This window comes from Vibrio sp. SCSIO 43137 (assembly GCF_028201475.1).
GTDB lineage: Bacteria > Pseudomonadota > Gammaproteobacteria > Enterobacterales > Vibrionaceae > Vibrio.
In genome coordinates this window covers 1,480,734-1,502,394 of the sequence record NZ_CP116384.1, presented here as the reverse complement: position 1 = coordinate 1,502,394, position 21,661 = coordinate 1,480,734, and the positions used below count along the sequence as shown (strand labels likewise).

At 48.2% G+C, this 21,661-nt stretch carries 17 protein-coding genes; 15 read left to right on the top strand and 2 right to left on the bottom strand.

The window, feature by feature from the left end:
• The first annotated feature begins 155 nt into the window (after positions 1 to 155).
• The 8 genes from PK654_RS22650 to PK654_RS22615 all read left to right on the top strand — a co-directional run bounded on the left by PK654_RS22650 (position 156) and on the right by PK654_RS22615 (position 9,801).
• The gene (locus PK654_RS22650; protein ID WP_271699785.1) at positions 156 to 854 is read left to right on the top strand and encodes a DeoR/GlpR family DNA-binding transcription regulator; all 699 of its coding nucleotides are present in this window, start codon (positions 156 to 158) and stop codon (positions 852 to 854) included.
• A gap of 141 nt (positions 855 to 995) precedes the next feature.
• Positions 996 to 2,744, top strand: a complete 1,749-nt coding sequence (locus PK654_RS22645) for an L-fucose isomerase (protein WP_271700747.1) — start codon at positions 996 to 998, stop codon at positions 2,742 to 2,744.
• A 51-nt stretch (positions 2,745 to 2,795) separates the two neighbouring features.
• On the top strand, positions 2,796 to 4,208 hold the full coding sequence (gene fucK / locus PK654_RS22640) for an L-fuculokinase (RefSeq protein WP_271699783.1): 1,413 nt from the start codon (positions 2,796 to 2,798) through the stop codon (positions 4,206 to 4,208).
• A 173-nt stretch (positions 4,209 to 4,381) separates the two neighbouring features.
• Positions 4,382 to 5,029, top strand: a complete 648-nt coding sequence (fucA, locus tag PK654_RS22635; protein ID WP_271699781.1) for an L-fuculose-phosphate aldolase — start codon at positions 4,382 to 4,384, stop codon at positions 5,027 to 5,029.
• A 14-nt stretch (positions 5,030 to 5,043) separates the two neighbouring features.
• On the top strand, positions 5,044 to 6,192 hold the full coding sequence (gene fucO / locus PK654_RS22630) for a lactaldehyde reductase (RefSeq protein WP_271699780.1): 1,149 nt from the start codon (positions 5,044 to 5,046) through the stop codon (positions 6,190 to 6,192).
• Between the two features lie 50 nt (positions 6,193 to 6,242).
• Positions 6,243 to 7,742, top strand: coding sequence for a sugar ABC transporter ATP-binding protein (locus PK654_RS22625; RefSeq protein WP_271699778.1), 1,500 nt, complete (start codon positions 6,243 to 6,245; stop codon positions 7,740 to 7,742).
• A 4-nt stretch (positions 7,743 to 7,746) separates the two neighbouring features.
• On the top strand, positions 7,747 to 8,739 hold the full coding sequence (locus PK654_RS22620) for an ABC transporter permease (protein ID WP_271699776.1): 993 nt from the start codon (positions 7,747 to 7,749) through the stop codon (positions 8,737 to 8,739).
• 111 nt (positions 8,740 to 8,850) lie between these two features.
• Entirely contained in the window at positions 8,851 to 9,801 is a 951-nt protein-coding gene (locus PK654_RS22615; protein ID WP_271699769.1) for an ABC transporter substrate-binding protein, read from the top strand.
• 73 nt (positions 9,802 to 9,874) lie between these two features.
• Here PK654_RS22615 and PK654_RS22610 read toward each other — a convergent pair whose 3' ends face one another.
• Positions 9,875 to 10,882 (bottom strand): substrate-binding domain-containing protein, encoded by a 1,008-nt coding sequence (locus PK654_RS22610; protein WP_271699775.1) that lies wholly within the window; start codon positions 10,880 to 10,882, stop codon positions 9,875 to 9,877.
• Positions 10,883 to 11,103: 221 nt separating this feature from the next.
• On the opposite strand from PK654_RS22610, the gene PK654_RS22605 reads away from it, so the two are divergent.
• The 7 genes from PK654_RS22605 (at position 11,104) to PK654_RS22575 (ending at position 20,570) form a co-directional block, all read left to right on the top strand.
• Positions 11,104 to 12,693, top strand: coding sequence for an FGGY-family carbohydrate kinase (locus tag PK654_RS22605; protein ID WP_271699774.1), 1,590 nt, complete (start codon positions 11,104 to 11,106; stop codon positions 12,691 to 12,693).
• 46 nt (positions 12,694 to 12,739) lie between these two features.
• Positions 12,740 to 14,377 carry a hypothetical protein gene (locus PK654_RS22600; RefSeq protein ID WP_271699772.1) on the top strand — a complete coding sequence of 546 codons (1,638 nt, stop codon included), beginning with the start codon at positions 12,740 to 12,742 and terminating at the stop codon, positions 14,375 to 14,377.
• Positions 14,378 to 14,392: 15 nt separating this feature from the next.
• A complete protein-coding gene (locus PK654_RS22595; protein ID WP_271699771.1) occupies positions 14,393 to 15,892 on the top strand; it encodes a sugar ABC transporter ATP-binding protein in 1,500 nt (499 codons plus the stop codon).
• A 4-nt stretch (positions 15,893 to 15,896) separates the two neighbouring features.
• Positions 15,897 to 16,889, top strand: a complete 993-nt coding sequence (locus tag PK654_RS22590; RefSeq protein WP_271699770.1) for an ABC transporter permease — start codon at positions 15,897 to 15,899, stop codon at positions 16,887 to 16,889.
• 107 nt (positions 16,890 to 16,996) lie between these two features.
• Entirely contained in the window at positions 16,997 to 17,947 is a 951-nt protein-coding gene (locus PK654_RS22585; protein WP_271699769.1) for an ABC transporter substrate-binding protein, read from the top strand.
• A gap of 132 nt (positions 17,948 to 18,079) precedes the next feature.
• The gene (gene fucU / locus PK654_RS22580) at positions 18,080 to 18,511 is read left to right on the top strand and encodes an L-fucose mutarotase (protein WP_271699767.1); all 432 of its coding nucleotides are present in this window, start codon (positions 18,080 to 18,082) and stop codon (positions 18,509 to 18,511) included.
• A gap of 85 nt (positions 18,512 to 18,596) precedes the next feature.
• Positions 18,597 to 20,570: a HAMP domain-containing methyl-accepting chemotaxis protein gene (locus PK654_RS22575; RefSeq protein WP_271699766.1), complete on the top strand. Its 1,974-nt coding sequence runs from the start codon at positions 18,597 to 18,599 to the stop codon at positions 20,568 to 20,570.
• Between the two features lie 44 nt (positions 20,571 to 20,614).
• On the opposite strand, the gene PK654_RS22570 is transcribed toward PK654_RS22575, so the two are convergent.
• On the bottom strand, positions 20,615 to 21,625 hold the full coding sequence (locus PK654_RS22570; protein WP_271699765.1) for a GlxA family transcriptional regulator: 1,011 nt from the start codon (positions 21,623 to 21,625) through the stop codon (positions 20,615 to 20,617).
• Positions 21,626 to 21,661 lie beyond the last annotated feature (36 nt).

Here is a 21,661-nt window from a genome sequence, read left to right as displayed (position 1 = left end):
ACAAAAAACACACAGAGGATGCCCGTTTTTTTGTGTGGATTATCACCATTTTCGGTCAATAACGGGCAGGGGCAAAATTGATGTGAGATAGATCTCATTATCTCTTGCCCTCAATCAACTACTATTTTCTTGTCGACAAAAAAGGGAAATTTAATATGCAGACTTTATCAAGAGCCTCCTATATTTTAAGTGTTATTTCTAAGGTGGGGAAAGTCTCTGTCCATGAGTTATCTGAAGAGTTAGATGTTTCTTTAGAAACTATAAGAAGAGATTTAAAAAGACTTGATGATAAAGGTGAATTAATCCGGGTTCATGGTGGTGCAGTCTGTAAAGAATATAAAGATGAAGGAACATCATTTAATAAAAGAGCATCAAATAATATTGATGACAAAAAGCATCTGGTAGAAAAAGCCCTTTCTTATATTTATAAAGGTGCGGTAATCGGCTTAGACGCCAGCTCTTCCAGCTGGCATGTGGCACAGGCTATGCCGGATATTGAGTGTACTGTTGTCACTAACTCAGTGAATAACATCAATGTACTTAGCGGGAAAAGAAACATTACTATCATATGCTTAGGTGGCTTCTATTCCGAGAAGTACAAAGCCTTCTATGGCATGTTAACAAAAAATGCTTTATCAGAAATGTCACTGGATCTCTGTTTTATCTCCTGCTCAGGCTTTGAAGAAACCGGCAGTGTGTGGGACTCCAACGAGTACAATTACGATATCAAAGGCGAGTTTATTAAATCGTCGGAAACTTCGATATTGTTAGCTGATAAAAGTAAGAGAAATAAGAAAAGCTTACTTAAAATATGTGATTTTACCGATTTAGATATTTTGATATCTAATTCGTAAATAAAAAATAATTAGTAGAAAGTAACCGTTTTTATATTCGGCTCTATAGCTTGCGCTAAAGAGTAAGGATTCGTGCAGCCTGAATCTGAGACTGAATAAAGACTTGGCAATTTAATTGAGTATTAAACAAGAGTAAAAATGATGAGTAACTTAATCAAAATAGGTATTCGCCCGACGATTGACGGGCGTCGTCAGGGTGTTCGTGAGTCATTAGAAGCTCAGACGATGAATATGGCGAGGAATCTTGCCCGTTTTATTGAAGAAAATGTACGTCATGTTTCCGGGCAGTTTGTTGAATGTGTAATAGCTAACTCTGCCATTGGTGGTGTTGCTGAAGCCGCAGCCTGTGCAGAGCAGTTTAAGTTGGCTAATGTCGGCCTGACCATCACGGTTACTCCGTGTTGGTGTTACGGTACTGAAACCATTGATATGGATCCTCATATGCCTAAGGCCATTTGGGGTTTCAACGGTACGGAACGTCCGGGAGCGGTTTATCTTGCTGCTGCAATGGCTGGGCATTCTCAGCTCGGCTTACCAGCGTTTTCCATCTACGGTGAAGAAGTTCAGGACGCTGATGACAGCTCTATTCCGGCAGATGTTCAGGATAAGGTTCTGCGTTTTTGCCGCGCAGGTCTGACGGTGGCCTCTATCAAAGGTAAATCTTATCTGTCGATGGGGTCTGTCTCTATGGGTATTGCCGGTTCAGTGGTGGATCAGAGTTTCTTCCAGCACTATCTGGGTATGCGTAACGAATATGTGGATATGACAGAGATTAAGCGCCGTCTGGATCGTGAAATCTACGATAAAGAGGAGCTAGAGCTAGCTTTGTCGTGGACCAAAGAAAACTGCCCTGAAGGTAAAGACTACAATGATGTTCCTCTTGAAAGTGGCCGTAAGGAAGAGGACTGGCAAACTGTGGTTAAGATGACCATGATTATGCGTGACCTTATGCAGGGCAACTCTAAGCTGGCTGAGTTGGGTTTTGCCGAGGAAGCTCAGGGACACAACGCTATTGTGGGTGGTTTTCAGGGGCAGCGTCACTGGACAGATCATTTACCAAATGGCGATTTCAGTGAGGCGATACTTAACTCTTCATTTGACTGGAACGGGATACGCGAACCTTTTGCTATCGCCACAGAGAATGACAGTCTGAACGGTGTTGATATGCTTTTCGGCAAGATGCTGACAGGTCAGGCTCAGGTATTCTGTGATGTTCGTACATACTGGTCGCAGGACTCTGTTCAGAGGGTAACTGGCCATCGTCCGGAGTCCGGCTTTATTCATCTGGTGAACTCAGGTTCTGCTGCCCTTGATGGCAGTGGTGAAGCAACAGACAGTGAAGGTCAGCATGTGATGAAACCTCACTGGGATCTGAAAGTGGAAGAGGCTCAGCGTTGTCTGGAAGCGACGGTCTGGCCACCGGCGATTACGGAGTATTTCAGAGGGGGCGGTTACTCATCTAACTTCCTTACTCACGGTGATATGCCGTTTACTATGCACAGAATCAATATTATTAAAGGTATCGGGCCTGTGCTTCAGATTGCCGAAGGCCACTCTGTTACACTGCCTGAAGAGGTGCATAATACCCTGAATGAAAGAACCAACCCGACATGGCCGACAACCTGGTTTGTTCCGCGCCTGACCGGGGAAGGTGCCTTTAAGGATGTTTATTCGGTCATGGCCAACTGGGGGGCGAACCACTGTGTAATTACCTATGGTCATGTTGGTGCCGATCTGATTACTCTGGCCGCTATGCTGCGTATTCCTGTTTCCATGCATAACGTTGAGGGTAAGGATATTTTCCGTCCTCATACCTGGAGTGCATTCGGTCAGGATCAGGAAGGGCAGGATTACAGAGCTTGTGCCAGCTTCGGCCCGCTATATAAGTAATATGTGTCACCCTGCGGGGAGAAATCTCTCCCCGCTTATTGAGGATTATTTATGTCTGTAGTAGTTGTTTTAGATTGCGGAGCAACCAATATCCGCGCCATCGCTATCGATGCGCAGGGCGATATTGTTGCCTCTCACTACATCAAAAACTCGACATCCCGCGACCAAGATAATAGTGAGTTTCACTTCTGGGATTTTGAACAGATATGGAGCAAGCTGGTTGAATGTACGCAGAAGGTAGTAACTCAGGTTGGCGCAGAAAATATTGTTGCCCTGACAGCGACGACATTTGGTGTAGATGGTGCACCTTTTGATAAGCAGGGTAATCAGATTTATCCGGTTATTTCATGGAAGTGTCCGCGTACTTTACCGGTTGTTTCTCAGGTTGCTGACGAGATAGACAGAATAGAGCTGTACCGGGAAAACGGGGTTGGTGATTACAGTTTTAACACCCTGTACAAACTTCGCTGGCTAAAACAGCATCAGCCGGATGTGTACGCCAATATGGATAAGTTTGTATTTATCTCTTCCATGATCACACAAAGGCTGAGCGGTGTTTTCTCTACTGACTACACCATGGCTGGTACCTCTATGCTGACCAATCTGGAGACCTGTGACTGGAGCGATGAGATACTCAGTTATCTGCAACTGGACAAAAGCAAGTTCCCGCCGCTGGTAATGGCCGGCAGCGAAGTAGGCCGCTTATCTGATGATGTGGCACAGCTACTGGGAATCAAAGCGGGCGTACCTGTGATATCGGCAGGGCATGATACTCAGTTTGCCCTGATTGGCTCAGGTGCAGAGGAAGATCAAGCCTTTTTAAGCTCTGGAACATGGGAAATCCTGATGGCGAGAAGTCAGCGTCCTCAACTGGACAGCACTGCCCTGAAAAACGGAGTGACTGTTGAACTGGACGCTCAGAAGGGTATCTACAATCCGGCAACTCAGTGGCTATCCAGTGCTGTGGTTGAATGGGTGGTAGAGCAGTTTTATCGCGCTGAGAAAGGCAGTGATAAGCTGTATAGCATTATGATTCAGGAAGCGTCAGAAGCTGGTGAAGGTGCTGGTGGAGTGGTGTTTGAACCTGACTTTTCCACTGATGCACAAGGCATTGGCAACGGATCTATCAAAGGTCTCTCCATCCATACCAGCAGAGGACAAGTTGTCCGTGCAGTACTGGAAGGGTTAAGCCGTCAGCTAAAACAGAGATTTGATTATCTGAATCAGTTATGTCCGTTGAAAGACGGCGCCATTGTTGTCGTCGGTGGCGGGGCTAAAAATAGGCTGTGGAATCAGCTCAGGGCGAATGCCCTTAACCGGCCGCTACATATTGTTCAGCAGGCAGAGGCCACGGTAATTGGTGCTGCTATGTATGGCTTTACCGGAGCGGGTTACTACTCCGATATCAATATTGCCCAGCAGAAAATGAAGCCGGAGCTCACCGTGGTCGCACCGGACATCTAATCAACTAACTACTGAAGGTGCATAGTCTGCACCGGAAACAATCAAGTTTAACAACAGAAGATTTACTTTCACAAAGTAGGTCAGGGATTCGTTCGGCCTGAAATCAGGGTTGAACAGAGAAAATGAAGACCTGAACCGGAAAATTTGTACAGAGATTATAAGGAGTTATCGGTATGAACCGAACAGAACTGTCTCAAGAGATTATCGACACGTGTCTGGAAATGACACGTCTGGGACTCAATCAGGGAACGGCTGGCAACGTCAGTGTCCGTTTTGATAATGGCATGCTTATTACCCCGACAGGTATCCGCTATGAAGAGCTGACACCGGATCATATTGTCTATGTGTCTGAAACTGGTGAGTTTGAAGAGGGAAAACTGCCATCTTCAGAGTGGCTGTTCCATCTGACCTGCTATCAGCAGCGCAGCGACATTAATGCGGTTGTGCATAACCACTCAGTGAAGTGCGCCGCCGTCTCTATCCTCAATCAGCCAATTCCGGCTATTCACTATATGGTCGCGGCTTCCGGTGCAAACGAAATTCCGTGTGTTCCTTACGCCACCTTCGGTAGCTCTGAGCTGGCTGACAACGTGGCACAAGGTATCCGCAAGAGTAAAGCGATTCTGCTGCAACACCATGGCCTGATTGCCGGTGAAGTAAATCTGGATAAAGCCTTATGGCTGGCTCACGAAGCGGAAGTTCTGGCAGACCTCTATCTGAAAGTACGCTCAGTCAGCCCGGATGTGCCGGTATTAAGTGATGAAGCGATGCAGATCGTGCTGGAGAAGTTTAAGTCCTACGGATTAAGAGTTGAAAAATAACAGGAGCAATTACTATGGCATTTGCACTTAACTTACCAAAACTGAGTTTATCCGGACAGGGTGCTGTTGAAGAAGCGATCGACGCATTTGTACAGCAGGGCTGTAAAAAACCACTTATCGTGACGGATAAAAACCTTATCGCACACGGAGTACTGGAACCGCTTTTTTCAGCACTCAAATTACATAACAGAGACTATCACCTGTTTGATGATGTCACGCCAAACCCGACTGTGTCACTGGTTAATCAGGGGCTGAAGGCGTTCAGGCAGGGGGAATGTGATTCCTTTATCGCTGTGGGTGGTGGTAGCCCGACCGATTGTGCTAAAGCGATCCGCATTCTTGAGTCTAATGGCGGAAACATTCAGGACTACAACGGTATCGGACTGGTTCAGAAACAAGGGGCTTTCTTTGTTGCCATCAACACCACAGCCGGTACTGCTGCGGAGATGACTTCAAACTCAGTGATCACCGATGAAGAGCAGAAACTGAAAATGGTTATCGTAGACAGCAAGCAGATCCCTGATATTGCCGTGAACGATCCTGTGTTGATGTTAGGTCTGCCGGCTAATATCACCGCAGCAACGGGTATGGACGCCCTGACTCATGCCGTTGAAGCGTATGTCTCTCTGGGTAGTCATACACTGACAAAGCCGACCGCACTTGAGGCGATTAGACTGATTGCCCGCTGGCTGCCGGTGGCCGTTGAAGATGGCAAGAACCTTGAAGCGCGTACCAATCTGGCTGATGCACAGTTTTTGGCTGGTATGGCCTTTAACAGCGCAGGTTTGGGAATGGTGCACGCTATGGCTCACCAGCCGGGGGCAACCCATGATCTTCCGCACGGGGTGTGTAACGCCATTCTGCTGCCAATCGTATGTCAGTTTAATGCGACATCTGTACCTGAGCGCTACCGTGCAGTGGCAGAAGCCATGGGTGGAGATACCACTAACCTCACGGATGCAAAGGCTGCGGAACTGGCCGTAAATCTCATCAAAAAACTTTCAGCACAAGTGGGTATTCCGCAAGGCTTTACCACTCTTGGTGTTCAGGACAGCGATATCGCTCTCTGGGTCAACAAAGCGATGCAGGATGTCTGTATGGGTGGTAACCCTGTAGAGCCGGCAAGCGACGACGTCCGTAACCTTTATGTGCAGGCTCTGTAATTTCAGAGCCCTTTTGAATCTTTCTGGCTAAATAACCAGCGGATGGATACATGAATACAACAATAGTACAGATGAATGGCATTACTAAGCGCTTCCCCGGTGTGTTAGCGCTGGATAATGTCAGCTTTAATCTCCGCAAGGGCGAAGTTCACGCCCTGCTCGGGGAAAACGGGGCGGGTAAGTCCACCCTGATGAAGGTGCTGTCCGGGGTGCATAACCCCGATGAAGGCCACATCCTGTTTGAAGGTAAAGAGGTCACCCTAGGCAGCCCAATTGCCGCACAGGAGAAGGGCATTGCCATCATCCATCAGGAGTTCAACTTGTTTTCTGAACTTACTGTGGCTGAGAACATCTTTATCGGCCGTGAGCATACTGCCGGACACAAGTGGGTGCTGGACGACAGGGCACAGGCTAAAGCCACACAGGCGCTGCTGGATAAACTCAATCTCGATATCAGCCCTGACACTTTAGTGGAAAAACTCACCGTAGCTCAGCAGCAGATGGTGGAGATCGCAAAAGCTCTGTCTGTGAATGCCAAAGTGCTGATCATGGATGAGCCGACAGCAGCTTTGACAGAGTCGGAAATCGACAGCCTGTTTCAGGTCACCAATATGCTCAAATCGCAGGGGGTAGGGATTGTCTATATCTCTCACCGTCTGGAAGAGCTGGCGCAGATAGCTGACCGCGCCACCGTGATGCGGGACGGTACCTACATCGGCACGGTGGATTACCACACGGTGCAAATCGATGACCTGATCGCCATGATGGTCGGCCGCGACCTTGGTGATATCTACCCGCAGCGGGCAAACAAGCCGTCTGATGAGGTGGTGCTGGAGGTGAATAAGCTTAACCGCAAAGGGGTGCTGCGTGATGTCAGCTTTAGCCTTAAACGCGGTGAGATCCTTGGTTTCTCTGGGCTGATGGGTGCCGGCCGCTCAGAGGTGGCGAGAGCCATTTTCGGTGCCGACCCTATCGACAGCGGCGAGATCAAACTGTTTGGCCGCCCTGTCACCATCAACAATGTTCACCAAGCCATTGAGCAGGGCATCGCTTACCTGACAGAAGACCGCAAAAAAGATGGTCTGGCACTGGGCATGTCGGTGCAGGACAACATCATGCTCAGCAGTTTTGAGGACTACGCCAATAAGGCGGGTGTCATTGATGAAACTTCTTCTTCTGCCATCTCTGTGGATTTGAAAGAGAAGCTGAGGATCAAAACCCCCAACCTTGAGCAACTGGCGGGCAACCTGAGTGGCGGTAACCAGCAGAAGATCATTATCGCCAAATGGATCTGCAAAAACACCGAGATCTTAATCTTTGATGAGCCGACCCGCGGTATCGATGTGGGGGCGAAACTGGAGATTTACGAACTTATTAATCAACTGACCCGGCAGGGCAAATCGGTCATCGTCATCTCGTCCGAGCTACCGGAAATACTGGGCATGTGTGACCGCATCCTGGTGATGAGAAACGGGATGATCACCGGCGAGCTTCAGGCAGACGAAGCGAACCAGGAAAACATCATGAAATACGCAACATTAGAGGGATAACACAATGAGTAGCGATGTAAATACGGCGGGTAAAGCGGCCGTGTCACCGGAAAAGAGCTTAGTAAACAAAGAGCTTATCATGAAGTTTGCGCCCTTGATCAGTCTGGTACTGCTGATGATTTTCTTCAGTCTGGGCACGCCATACTTCTTAAACTTTAACAACCTTCTGACAGTGGCGCTGCAGACCTCAGTGATCGGCATTATCGCCATCGGCTGTACCTACGTCATCATCACTTCGGGCATTGATTTGTCAGTAGGCTCGGTGATGGCCTTCTCTGGTGTGGCAGTGGGGCTGGCGGCTTCAGTAGGTTTACCCCTTCCTGTGTGCATTATTGTCGGTGCACTGGCTGGTGCCCTCTGCGGTGCGGTAAACGGTACGCTGATTACCCGTATCACCATCCCGCCGTTTATTGCCACGCTGGGTCTGATGATGTCTATCCGCGGCATTAACTTAGTGCTGACGGACGGCCGTGCACTCTACTTTACCGAGTATCCGACCTTTAAGTTACTGGCGCAGGGCAAGCTGTTTGATGTTATCCCTTATCCGGTGATCTACTTTGCAGTGCTGGCCTTTGTAGCGGCCTACATCCTCAAGCGCACAGTGATCGGCCGTTATATCTACGCAGTGGGAAGCAGTGAAGACGCAGCGCACCTGTCGGGCATCAAGGTAAACCGGGTGAAGATGTTTGTGTATACCTTCTGCGGTCTGATGACAGGTATTGCCGGTGTGATTATCACAGCACGTCTTAACTCAGGTCAGCCGACAGCGGGTGTGGGTTATGAGCTGGAAGCGATTGCAGCGGTGATCATCGGTGGCACCAGCCTGATGGGGGGTATCGGCACCATAGGCGGAACCATTATCGGTGCTTTCATCATGAGTATTCTGAAGAACGGGTTAAACCTGATGGGGGTTTCACAGTTCTGGCAGATGGTGGCCATGGGCGCAGTCGTTATCGCTGCCGTCTATCTGGACACCTTAAGAAAGAAAATGAAGTAACTGTAACTACGAAATAATAGGGCTGTTAAGTCAGCCCTAAAAACAATCAGAAAACGGAAACAAAAGCGTAATTTTATCTATAAAACGTACCTTATAAATGGAGAATAACCGATGAAATCTGCAAAACTAACGCTACTGGCAGCACTGGCTGTTGTTGGTCTGGGAACCGCGCAGGCGAAGGACGAAATGTACATTCCTGTGGTGAGTAAAGGGTACCAGCACGAGTTCTGGCAAACAGTAAAACTGGGCTCAGACACAGCAGCGAAAGAGCTGGGTGTGAAGACAAGCTTTGTAGGCCCTGCGGCAGAGACACAAATCTCAGAGCAGATCCAGCTAATGGAAGATATGATGGCGCGTCAGCCTGATGCAATTCTGCTGGCAGCACTGGACTCAAACGCACTGGTGGTACCGGTGGAAGATGCTAAATCTCGTGGTATTGAAATTGCCACCTTTGACTCAGGCATCAATTCAGACATACCAAAGAGCTTTATCGCCACGAACAACGTAAAAGCAGGTGCGGATGCAGCGAAGACGCTAGGCAAGATGCTGGGTGGTGAAGGCAAGGTGGGCATTATTGCACACGTAGCCGGTACTCAGAATGCCATGGAGCGTTCAAACGGCTTTATTGATGAGATGGCGAAAAGCTATCCAAATATCAAGGTACTGGAAGTTCAGTACAGTGATGGTGACCCGCAAAAAGCCATGGATAAAACCATCGATATGGTGCGTGCTAACCCTGATCTATCAGCGGTCTATGCGACTAACGAAGGTTCAACACTGGGTGTGGCTAACGCTATCGACAGCTTAGGCCTTGCCGGTAAGGTTAAGGTAATGGGCTTTGACAGCACAGAGGGCATTATCGCCTTCCTGAAAGCGGGTACCATTCAGGGCTTCGTGGTTCAGGACGCTTACCAGATTGGCTATCAGGGTCTGAAGACGCTGTATAACGTACTGGATGGCAAGAAGGTGGCTGGTGTTATTGATATCCCTGTTAAGGTAGTAACGGCAGAGAATATCGACAGCCCTGATATGCAGCAACTGCTTTATCCGTTTGGTAAGTAACCGACACAGATGAAATTAACAACAGCAGAGAACTTATACTCTGCTGTTGTTTTATAGGGGAAGTGAACTGAAATTACAGCGTATTTCTGACAATTAGCTTGGTTGGTATGGTGATATTCGTTTGCTGTTCCGGTTGTTTTTTAATGTGACAGTACATAGCTTTACAGGCATTTTCTGCAATGGCGACAGCATCCTGTTTAACGGAAATTACTGCGTTGGGCAGAAAATCCAGCATTGTGTGATCATCAAAAGTGCCGATAACGACTGAGGTTGGGATAACGCCTTTGTGAGTTTTAATAAAGTGCAGGGCGCCTTCAAGAATTGGCAGAGATGAAAATACCACGGCTTCGGGCAGGCGTTTCAGATCAGTGACCAGAGATTGCATGCCTTCAAAACCGAACTGAAAGGTGTTTTTAGGTACAGAGTAGAGCCAGTTAGAGACCGGAGACTGATTGTTATTTTTATAACCGTCTACAAAGCCTTCCAGACGGGAGCGGATACTCGGAAGATCACAGTCGCCGCCAATCACATAAACTTCAGAGACCTGCTTAGCCAGAATGTGAGAAGTGAGATCAAGAAAGCCCTGATAGTTGTCACTGACAATGACAGATTGATCATCCACTTTGTAGTTTTGGTCGAGGAAGATAATCGGCTTATTCGGAAATTTCCTGATGGTATCCATCTGCTGCTCTTTTGAGCTGGGAACAATGAAAAGGCCATCTACACCACGTTCAATAAGGTTTATAGTGGCTTGGTTCTCTTTTTCCGGGATACCTTCACAACAAACAGTAATTAGCTGAAAACCTTCTTTTCCGGCCTGTTTTTCTAAACATTCAATTAAGGAAGAGAAAAATATATTGGTAATGCTTGGAACAATTAAGCCTAAAGTGTTTGTTTTTTTTAGTTTTAAACTACGGGCAGCCTGATTAACTATTATTCCGTTTTCTTCTATAAAAGATTTAACTCTGGCTTGAGTCTTAGCTGAAATACGATATTTATCGGCCTTTCCGTTATAAACAAGCTTAACCGTGGTAATAGAAACACCAAGACTTTTTGCTATTTGTTCGATTGTCATTGCCATTTTAAATTAATATTTCCTTTTATTATTCTTAATTATTTTTGCTGTAACACTGACGCAAATTTGTGCAGGAAAGCATGTTTTGCTGCACACCTTTAGTTCTTAGTAAGCGTTATATCACATTTTGCCTAACTGTACATTGAGTGTTCGAAAACCTGTTGCTATAAATTTGCTAACACGAGTTAGCAAGACAAGATTCAGACAATTTCAAAGGAAAGTAACAAATGAGTAACTACTTGATTGGGGTTGATGTCGGTTCAGGAAGTGCCCGGGCGGGTGTTTTTGACAAAAATGGCCATAAACTGGCCATGGCTGTCTATCCGATTATGCAGTATCGACCAAAAAAAGATCACGTTGAACAATCCTCTTCCGATATTTGGTTACAGGTATGCAACGCAGTTAAAGACGCTGTAAAAGAGAGTAATGTTAATCCTGAAAATATATCCGGAATTGGTTTTGATGCGACATGTTCACTTGTTGCTTTAAATTCAGATAATCAGCCGACGACTATTTCCACCAGTGGTAATGATAAGCAAAATATTATTATGTGGATGGACCATAGAGCAATTAAAGAGGCTGAAGAAATAAATGCCAGTGGTGATGATGCATTAAATTACGTCGGCGGTGAAGTTAGTCCGGAAATGGAATTGCCTAAGATTTTGTGGCTTAAAAAACACCTTCCTGAAAAATATAACAATATTTCTAAATTATTTGATTTAGCAGACTTTTTAGTATTCCGGGCGACGGGGCAGGCGGTTCGAAGTGTCTGTACTAAAAGTTGCAAATGGAACTATCTGGCCCACAAACAAGCCTGGGCCCACACTCTTCTGGAGAAGAGCAATCTGACGGACATTATTCTGGAAGGCAAGGTTGACGGACCTATTTCAGACTTGGGCACAAAAGCCGGCTATCTGAGTGAGCTGGCGGCTTCAGAGCTTGGATTGACAACAAACACAGCCGTATCTACCGGGATTATTGATGCCCATGCCGGAGGACTCGCCATTATCGGTGATGAACCGGAGTCAACACTGGCTATTATCGGCGGCACCTCTTCATGTCATATGGCGGTAACCAAAAAAGAGACTTTTGTACCGGGAGTATGGGGACCTTACTGGGGGGCAATGTTACCTGACTACTGGTTGCTGGAAGGCGGGCAAAGTGCCGCTGGCGCTCTGATAGATTTTGTTATCCGCAGCTCATCTGAATACCAGTCTCTTCGTCAGCGCGCTGAGATAGAAAAACGCACTGTGTACGAAATCTTAAACCAGAAAGTGCTGGAACTTGAGAGTGACAATCCGCAGCTGATGAGTGAATTCCATATGCTTGGCTATCACCACGGCAACCGTTCACCAAGAGCTAATCCAACCCTGAAAGGAATGGTATCAGGCCTGAGCCTTGATGAGAGTGTCGATGCCCTTGCTATTCAATATCTGGCGGCGATTCAGTCGGTAGCTTATGGCACCCGTCACATCATCGAAGCGATGCGAAACAGCGGCCATGACATCACCAAAATCACCATGTGTGGCGGCGGAACCAAGAACCCGCTCTGGCTGAGAGAGCACGCCGACATCACCGGATGTGACGTTGTGTTACCTAAAGAGCCTGAAGCGGTCATTTTAGGCGCAGCCATGTTAGGTGCTACTGCAAGTGGTGTGTACCCGAGCCTGAGTGAGGCGGTACAGAGTATGGGAAGAGAGGGTGGACGTGTATCTCCGGATACCAGCCGCAAAGCATTTCATGATGCCAAGTACCGTGTCTTCCTGGAGATGTATCAGGACCAAATGAAATACAGAACATTGATGAGTGAGTCGTAACTCACTGCTGAACACAAGAATTGAAACGAATTATCTGGAGTTTGACGTGACGAATTTAAATCTGCAACTACCAAGCCAAAAGGCCAAACTGACAGTCGATAACAAGACGGTTGTAATGATCACTAACGGCGACTTGCGTGACAGCGCTAATAAGAATTGCTGGCCGGTACAGGATGCCTTCGAAAAGAAATTTACCAAGGTAATGCAAGACACATTCGGTTATGAAGTGGAGCGTGGTCATAAATACGACTCAGAGCGTGGCCATGGATTTATTGCCAGCCAACGTGAAGGTTGTGATGTGGTTTCCGCTATTGATGAGAACGCACCGATTGTAGTGGTTATGACTGCATGGCAGTACTCCCATCATCTGGCACCGGCACTGGTCTCTCATAAAGGGCCGATCTTATTACTGGCCAACTTCGATGGCACATGGCCGGGTCTGGTAGGTGCGCTATGTATGGCAGGTACACTTACCAGTCTGGGTAAAGAGTACTCCCGTCTCTGGTCTGAGAAACTGGACGATGAGTTCTTCCTCACTCATATGGAGCAGTGGCTCACCAGCAAAACAATCAAACACGATACTTCCTATCTGGTTGAAGTGACTGCAGAGAGCGCCATGATGTCGAATCCGGCAGCGGAAATCGGCCGTAAAGTTGGTCAGCATATTCTGCAAAACAAAGAGATTATGGGGCTGTTCGATAGCTACTGCATGGGCATGATGAACGGCGTGTTCCCGCAAAAATCGCTGGTTGATATCGGCATGCCGATGGAAAGCCTGTCTCAGTCAGCGCTGCTATTTGAAATGAGCAAAGTAACACCAGAGCTGAAAGAAGAGTGCCTGCGTTGGTATGAAGAACGCGGTATGACCTTCCATTACGGTCAGGATGCAGAAAGCGAATTAACCAGAGAACAAGTGCTTGAGCAGTGCGCAATGATGATTGCCATGGCCCGCTTTACTCAGCGTTTCGGACTGACCAGTGTTGGTGTTCAGTATCAGCAGGGTCTTAAAGACAGCTGCCCGGCTTCAGACTTTGCTGAAGGTGCTATTGGCTCGACAGCTCGTTTCCCAATCCCTGATGAAAACGGTGACATTATCCGTGCCGGTAAGCCTATTCCTTGTATTAACGAAGTGGATATGGGAACCGGTATTCCACAAACCATGCTTTACCGTTTGTTGGACTCTCTCGGGTTGCCTTCTGAAACCACACTTCACGACATTCGCTGGGGCAGTGAATTTGAAGGCACCTTCTACTGGGACTTCGAGATCTCCGGTTCAGTACCTTTTGAACATCTGAAAGGTGGCATTGCACAGGCTCAGGGTCATCGTCAGCCATCAATGTACTTCCCGCTCGGCGGTTCATCTATTGCCGGTCAGTGTAAAGCAGGCAAGTTTATCTGGGCGCGTGCGCACTATGAAGGTGAGCAGGTGATTATGCATGTGGGTAGCGGTACGGCGTTTGAGTTACCTGAGCAGGAATTTACCCGTCGCCTTGAAGCCACAACCCGCGAATGGCCGCTGATGAACTGCATACTGGACGGAGTGTCGAGAGATGATTTGATGGCCGGACATCAGAGTAACCATATTACGGTTGCCTACGTCCCTGAAGAGCACTTAGACACAGTGGTAACAGCATTTGTTGCTCAGGCACTGACACAGAATATGAAGGTCTTTCTGGCTAAATAACCAGCGGATGGATACATGAATACAACAATAGTACAGATGAATGACATTACTAAGCGCTTCCCCGGCGTGTTAGCGCTGGATAATGTCAGCTTTAATCTCCGTAAGGGCGAAGTTCACGCCCTGCTCGGGGAAAACGGGGCGGGTAAGTCCACCCTGATGAAGGTGCTGTCCGGGGTGCATAACCCCGATGAAGGCCACATTCTGTTTGAAGGTAAAGAGGTCTCCCTAGGCAGTCCAATTGCCGCACAGGAGAAGGGCATCACCATCATCCATCAGGAGTTCAACCTGTTCCCTGAACTGACTGTGGCTGAGAACATCTTTATCGGCCGCGAGCACACTGCCGGACATAAGTGGGTGCTGGACGACCGTGCTCAGGCCAAAGCAACACAGGCGCTGCTGGATAAACTCAATCTGGATATCAGCCCGGATACCTTGGTGGAAAAACTGACGGTAGCCCAGCAGCAGATGGTGGAAATCGCTAAAGCTCTGTCAGTGAATGCCAAAGTGCTGATCATGGATGAGCCGACGGCGGCTTTGACAGAGTCTGAAATCGACAGCCTGTTTCAGGTCACCAATATGCTCAAATCGCAGGGAGTAGGGATTGTCTATATCTCTCACCGTCTGGAAGAGTTGGCGCAGATAGCTGACCGCGCCACTGTAATGCGGGACGGTACCTACATCGGCACGGTGGATTACCACACAGTGCAAATCGATGACCTGATCGCCATGATGGTCGGCCGCGACCTTGGTGATATCTACCCGCAGCGGGCAAACAAGCCGTCTGATGAAGTGGTGCTGGAGGTAAACAATCTTAACCGCAAAGGGGTGCTGCGCGATGTCAGCTTTAGCCTGAAGCGCGGTGAAATCCTTGGCTTCTCAGGGCTGATGGGTGCCGGCCGATCTGAAGTGGCGAGAGCCATTTTCGGTGCCGACCCTATCGACAGCGGAGACATCAAATTGTTTGGCCGCCCTGTCACTATCAACAATGTCCATCAGGCCATTGAGCAGGGTATCGCTTACCTGACGGAAGACCGCAAAAAAGATGGTCTGGCGCTGGGCATGTCGGTGCAGGACAACATTATGCTCAGCAGCTTTGAAGATTACGCCAATAAGGCGGGTGTGATTGATGAGAGCGCTTCGTCGTCGATTTCGAACGACCTTAAGGACAAGCTGCGTATTAAAACGCCCAACCTTGAACAACTGGCGGGCAACCTGAGTGGCGGTAACCAGCAGAAGATCATTATCGCCAAATGGATCTGCAAAAACACCGAGATCTTAATCTTTGATGAGCCGACCCGCGGTATCGATGTGGGGGCGAAACTGGAGATTTACGAGCTTATTAATCAACTGACCCGGCAGGGCAAATCGGTCATCGTCATCTCGTCCGAGCTACCGGAAATACTGGGCATGTGTGACCGCATCCTGGTGATGAGAAACGGGATGATCACCGGCGAGCTTCAGGCAGACGAAGCGAACCAGGAAAACATCATGAAATACGCAACATTAGAGGGATAACACAATGAGTAGCGATGTAAATACGGCGGGTAAAGCGGCCGTGTCACCGAAAAAGAGCTTAGTAAACAAAGAGCTTATCATGAAGTTTGCGCCCTTGATCAGTCTGGTACTGCTGATGATTTTCTTCAGTCTGGGCACGCCATACTTCTTAAACTTTAACAACCTTCTGACAGTGGCGCTGCAGACCTCAGTGATCGGCATTATCGCCATAGGTATGACTTACGTCATTATCACAGCTGGTATCGACCTATCGGTAGGCTCAGTGATGGCCTTCTCCGGTGTGGCGGTCGGTCTGGCGGCGTCTGCAGGATTGCCTTTACCAATTTGCATTATTGTCGGTGCATTAGCCGGTGCCCTTTGCGGTGTAGTCAATGGTGCTCTTATCACGCGCATTACCATCCCGCCGTTTATTGCCACGTTGGGTCTGATGATGTCTATCCGTGGTATCAACTTGGTGCTGACGGACGGCCGTGCCCTCTATTTCACTGAGTATCCGACCTTTAAGTTACTGGCACAGGGCAAGCTGTTTGATGTTATCCCTTATCCGGTGATCTACTTTGCAGTGCTGGCCTTTGTGGCGGCTTACATCCTCAAGCGCACAGTGATTGGTCGTTATATCTACGCGGTAGGAAGCAGCGAAGACGCCGCGCACCTGTCGGGCATCAAGGTAAACCGGGTGAAGATGTTTGTGTATTCCTTCTGTGGCCTGATGACAGGTGTCGCAGGTGTGATTATCACAGCACGTCTGAACTCAGGTCAGCCGACAGCGGGTGTGGGTTATGAGCTGGAAGCAATTGCAGCGGTGATCATCGGTGGCACCAGCCTGATGGGTGGTATCGGCACCATAGGCGGAACCATTATCGGTGCTTTCATCATGAGTATTCTGAAGAACGGGTTAAACCTGATGGGGGTTTCACAGTTCTGGCAGATGGTGGCCATGGGCGCAGTTGTTATCGCTGCGGTCTATCTGGACACCTTAAGAAAGAAAATGAAGTAATCAGGATAACAAAGTAACAAAAATGAGTAATAAAGGGCTGCTTAGCCAGCCCTACAAGTAAATAGAAAACGGAAACAAAAACGTACCTTATAAATGGAGAATAACCAATGAAATCTGCAAAACTAACGCTACTGGCAGCACTGGCTGTTGTTGGTCTGGGAACCGCGCAGGCGAAGGACGAAATGTACATTCCTGTAGTAAGTAAAGGGTATCAGCATGAGTTCTGGCAGACAGTAAAACTGGGCTCAGACACAGCAGCGAAAGAGCTGGGTGTGAAGACAAGCTTTGTAGGTCCTGCGGCAGAGACACAAATCTCAGAGCAGATCCAGCTAATGGAAGATATGATGGCGCGTCAGCCTGATGCGATTCTGCTGGCAGCACTGGACTCAAACGCACTAGTAGTACCGGTGGAAGATGCTAAATCACGTGGTATTGAAATTGCCACCTTTGACTCAGGCATCAATTCAGACATACCAAAGAGCTTTATCGCCACGAACAACGTAAAAGCAGGTGCGGATGCAGCGAAGACGCTAGGCAAGATGCTGGGTGGTGAAGGCAAGGTGGGCATTATTGCACACGTAGCCGGTACTCAGAATGCCATGGAGCGTTCAAACGGCTTTATTGATGAGATGGCGAAAAGCTATCCAAATATCAAGGTACTGGAAGTTCAGTACAGTGATGGTGACCCGCAAAAAGCCATGGATAAAACCATCGATATGGTGCGTGCTAACCCTGATCTATCAGCGGTCTATGCGACTAACGAAGGTTCAACACTGGGTGTGGCTAATGCCATCGACAGCTTAGGTCTGGCCGGTAAGGTTAAGGTAATGGGCTTTGACAGCACTGAGGGTATTATCGCCTTCCTGAAAGCGGGTACCATTCAGGGCTTCGTGGTTCAGGACGCTTACCAGATTGGTTATCAGGGTCTGAAGACGCTGTATAACGTACTGGATGGCAAGAAGGTGGCTGGTGTTATTGATATCCCTGTTAAGGTAGTAACGGCAGAGAATATCGACAGCCCTGACATGCAGCAACTGCTTTATCCGTTCGGTAAGTAACCGTTCTGGTTAAAAGAAAATAATCAAAGGGAACCTGAGCCTCCCCCCGTTGCCGGGTTTCCTTTAAATCTAATTGGGTATTCAGAGATGAGTATCCAATTAGATTTTTAGATTATCTATCAGGAGCTGTATATGCTTAAAGGAATTCACCCTGCAATTTCCCCTACACTGTTATCCACCCTTTCCGAGATGGGCCACGGCGATGAGATCTTATTTGCCGATGCTCATTTTCCTGCTCATACCTTTTCAGGCAATGTTATCCGCTGTGATGGTGTCGGCGTCGATACCCTACTGGAAGGAACCCTGCCTCTGCTTCAGCTTGACCAATATGTAGAGCAACCTCTGATTATGATGCAAGCCGTGGAAGGCGATGAGCTGGACCCTGAAGTAGAGCGTAAGTATCTGGAGGCAATGAGCTCAGAGAAAGTGGAAGCTGCACAGATTCAGCGTCTGGAACGTTTTGCTTTTTATGAAAGGGCTAAATCCTGCTATGCCGTTGTGCTGAGCGGTGAAAAGGCAAAGTATGGAAACATTATCCTGAAAAAAGGTGTGACAGGTTGTTAAGCAAAATGCGTCCGTCTTGCGGGCGCTTTTTTCTGCCTGACAAAAACTGAATCAATAAGAGTAGACAGCTGTTAAGGATAGGCTTATGTCCATTATTAAACGAATTGTTGCCGGTTTTGCATTGATGCTGATATTAATGGCGCTGATAGCGGTTAATAGTTACCTGAACACCAACAAGCTAAATGGCGCCATAGACAAGGTAGTGAATCAGTCCACACCGGGTTTAATTGCGACTTTCCCATTACAAAGCCTGATCCAGCAGAGCTATCAGAACTTGTCTGTTTACACCTCTGAGCGGGACGCAGAAAAAAGAGCGCAGCTATTGCAGCAGCAGGGAGAGACAGAGAAAGAGTTTGTTGCAGCCTTTAATCTGCTTAAGGAAAAACAGCATAATGCCGCCAATGAGCAAGCGTTGGTTCAGCTTTTTGAGCAGAGCCAGCAGTACTTCTCGGCGGTACTCTCAAGTATGGAAAACTATGAAGAGTTGCAACTGGTGGCAGAGCGGCTGGCGGTTACCCGCAAGCAGTTTATCAAGCTGGAAGATACCTATTCATGGTCGAAATCAGAGTTGCTTGAGCAGTCGGCAGAAAACAGAGCCACGGCTAATAAAGCTGAATTTATCATCAATAGCGTTGAGCAGAACCTGAAAAATCTGCGCAGGGCAGATAGTCAGTCAGATCTTGCCCGAATTAAATCTATGCTTAGCCGTGATATTCAGGTTGCTGTAAAGCGGACGCAGGGGCTAAAAATTTCTTCAAGAACCAAAGAACAATTTGTTGGTGTGTTGGAAAAACTGCAGTTACTGGCGCTTTCTGAACAGGGGCTGCTGTCCGATCTTCAGCAACAAGGTATGAGACAGCAGCAGATGGGCGAGTTAACCATACTTGCTTCGCAACTGGCTGTTTCGTCACAACAGCAGATCCAGAGTCTGGTTAATCAGGCGGAGCAGGATGTGACTTCTGTCTCTGAAAATGCCACAGATATCGCCTATCAGGCCATTATACAAACCATTCTGGTGGCGATTGCTTCAGGCGTGGTCGCGGTAATAATTGGTTACACCGTTATCCGCAGTATCCGTAAACCTCTCGAGAAAACTGTGCCGGTACTGGTGCAGATGTCAAAAGGCGATATGTCCGTCAGAACAGGCTATCGCAGCAGCACTGAGTTTGGTGTGATAGCAGAAGCAATTGATGCTGTGGCTGAGCAGACTTCGCAGACGCTAACTCAGATACAACAAGGTTCGGCACTTGTGGCACAGGAAGCTTCTACCAGTGCTGAAGGTAGTGAGAGGAATCTGGATTTAGTCCGGCAGCAGAAAATGCAGACTGAGATGATATCTGCCGCGGCATCTGAGATGGAAATGAGTGCTGCTGAGATGTCTTCCTATACACAACATACCTTGTCAGAGGTAGAGCAAACCAATAATACGGTTCATCATGGCCAGCAGGAAGTGGCAAAAAGCAGTGAAATTACCCGGGATCTGCTCAAGACCATTAACAATGCCGCTGAGCAGTGTGATCAGTTAGTTGAGTCATCTCAGAGTATCGGTACTGTTATGGAGGTGATTCGTAATATTGCCGAGCAGACTAACTTACTGGCGCTGAATGCGGCTATTGAAGCAGCACGCGCAGGAGAGCAGGGCAGAGGCTTTGCTGTGGTGGCCGATGAAGTTCGTTCTCTGGCTACCCGCTCCCATCAATCAACAGAACAAATTGAGACCATGGTAGAAACCTTGCAGGCAACCTCAGATAAGATTGCCCGGGATATGAACCTTTGTCTTGAACAGACCAACAGTTGCGCCAGTCAGACGGAGCTGGCTAAAACCGCTTTTGACAACATTACTGCAAGGGTAGAAACCATCTTTGATATGACCAGTAAAGTGGCGGATGCTACACAGGAACAGATCTCAGCCAGCACCGATATTTCCAGACATATTGCAGGCATTTCGGAAGGTGCGGTTCAGTTGGATAATGAAGCCAGACAAGCGGCGGAAAGTAGTGATGTGCTATCAGAACTGGCAGAAAAGCAGCAAACGTTGATAAAACGCTTTCAGATTTGATCGCTGAGGCCGCCTGTAAAGCTTAAAACGCGGGTTTAACTGGCTTAGCTTTTTGATTTCCGCAACGTACCCGGTGATACACCAAAGCGTTTTTTAAAGCGTTTGCACAGGTAGCTGACATCCTGCATACCGACTTCGTCGGTCAGGTGTTGCAGGCTATGGTTCGAATTGATAAGCCGCCAGTGAACATGCTGCAGGCGCATTTCTGCCCAGTACTCGTGGGCGGTTTGGCCAAAGGCAAGCTTAAACTGCCGGTCTAACTGGCGGCGGCTGATGGCCAGCATTTCGGCCAGATCGTCTACGGTTTTGTTGCCGGCCATTAACTGACGCATCAGGTTAACGGCACGCCCGGTATGACGGCTGACGGCATTAGCGGCCTGAACATTGGCATTTATTGATTTTAGCTGATGGTTTTGCTCTCTTGCTTCGTCAACCAGCATGTCGGCCAGCCCTTTTAAAGCCCGCTGCCGGCCACAGTGACGGGATAAAAGCTCCACCGCCAGATCAATAGCCGCGTTCCCTCCGGCGCAACTTATCCGTTTTCCGTCGATGCAGTAGAGCTGCTCTGTCTGCACATCAATTCTGGGAAAAGCGGCTCTGAACTCCTGAACATGCCGCCAGTGTACCGCTACTTTGTGATGGCTTAGCAGCCCGGCTTCGGCAAACAAAAAGCAGGCATTATCTATGCTGACAAGGGTTAAGCCCGCAGCAGCGGCAGAGCGTAATATATGGCGGTATTGAGGACAGAAGTTCTGGCTATCCAGTGCAGTACGGCTGCCAAACACCACCAGATAGTCATATTGCCTGAGATCCAGTTCATCTACGCAGCTCTCAATCTCAAGGGGAATGCCGCTACTGGAGACAATTCTGGATTTTTCCAGCCCGACAACCTGCCAGCTGCAGTAGTGCTGCTGGCTATGATCTTCTTCATCGGCAGAGAAGCGCAGCTTATCGAGGAAACCACCAAAAGGCAGCATATTAAAGGCAGGCAGGGGTAATAACAGAAAGCGGACATCCGGTGATACCAGCTTGTGGTTCTGTTCAGTATTGCTCATGGTTGCCTAACCTCTGTCTGAGTGAAAGTCTTAATA

Excerpts from the sequence above, each read along its gene's own strand:
- PK654_RS22650 (WP_271699785.1), top strand. The coding sequence starts at position 156 with ATGCAGACTTTATCAAGAGCCTCCTATATTTTAAGTGTTATTTCTAAG.
- PK654_RS22645 (WP_271700747.1), top strand. The coding sequence starts at position 996 with ATGAGTAACTTAATCAAAATAGGTATTCGCCCGACGATTGACGGGCGT.
- fucK (WP_271699783.1), top strand. The coding sequence starts at position 2,796 with ATGTCTGTAGTAGTTGTTTTAGATTGCGGAGCAACCAATATCCGCGCC.
- fucA (WP_271699781.1), top strand. The coding sequence starts at position 4,382 with ATGAACCGAACAGAACTGTCTCAAGAGATTATCGACACGTGTCTGGAA.
- fucO (WP_271699780.1), top strand. The coding sequence starts at position 5,044 with ATGGCATTTGCACTTAACTTACCAAAACTGAGTTTATCCGGACAGGGT.
- PK654_RS22625 (WP_271699778.1), top strand. The coding sequence starts at position 6,243 with ATGAATACAACAATAGTACAGATGAATGGCATTACTAAGCGCTTCCCC.
- PK654_RS22620 (WP_271699776.1), top strand. The coding sequence starts at position 7,747 with ATGAGTAGCGATGTAAATACGGCGGGTAAAGCGGCCGTGTCACCGGAA.
- PK654_RS22615 (WP_271699769.1), top strand. The coding sequence starts at position 8,851 with ATGAAATCTGCAAAACTAACGCTACTGGCAGCACTGGCTGTTGTTGGT.
- PK654_RS22610 (WP_271699775.1), bottom strand. The coding sequence starts at position 10,882 with ATGGCAATGACAATCGAACAAATAGCAAAAAGTCTTGGTGTTTCTATT.
- PK654_RS22605 (WP_271699774.1), top strand. The coding sequence starts at position 11,104 with ATGAGTAACTACTTGATTGGGGTTGATGTCGGTTCAGGAAGTGCCCGG.
- PK654_RS22595 (WP_271699771.1), top strand. The coding sequence starts at position 14,393 with ATGAATACAACAATAGTACAGATGAATGACATTACTAAGCGCTTCCCC.
- PK654_RS22590 (WP_271699770.1), top strand. The coding sequence starts at position 15,897 with ATGAGTAGCGATGTAAATACGGCGGGTAAAGCGGCCGTGTCACCGAAA.
- PK654_RS22585 (WP_271699769.1), top strand. The coding sequence starts at position 16,997 with ATGAAATCTGCAAAACTAACGCTACTGGCAGCACTGGCTGTTGTTGGT.
- fucU (WP_271699767.1), top strand. The coding sequence starts at position 18,080 with ATGCTTAAAGGAATTCACCCTGCAATTTCCCCTACACTGTTATCCACC.
- PK654_RS22575 (WP_271699766.1), top strand. The coding sequence starts at position 18,597 with ATGTCCATTATTAAACGAATTGTTGCCGGTTTTGCATTGATGCTGATA.
- PK654_RS22570 (WP_271699765.1), bottom strand. The coding sequence starts at position 21,625 with ATGAGCAATACTGAACAGAACCACAAGCTGGTATCACCGGATGTCCGC.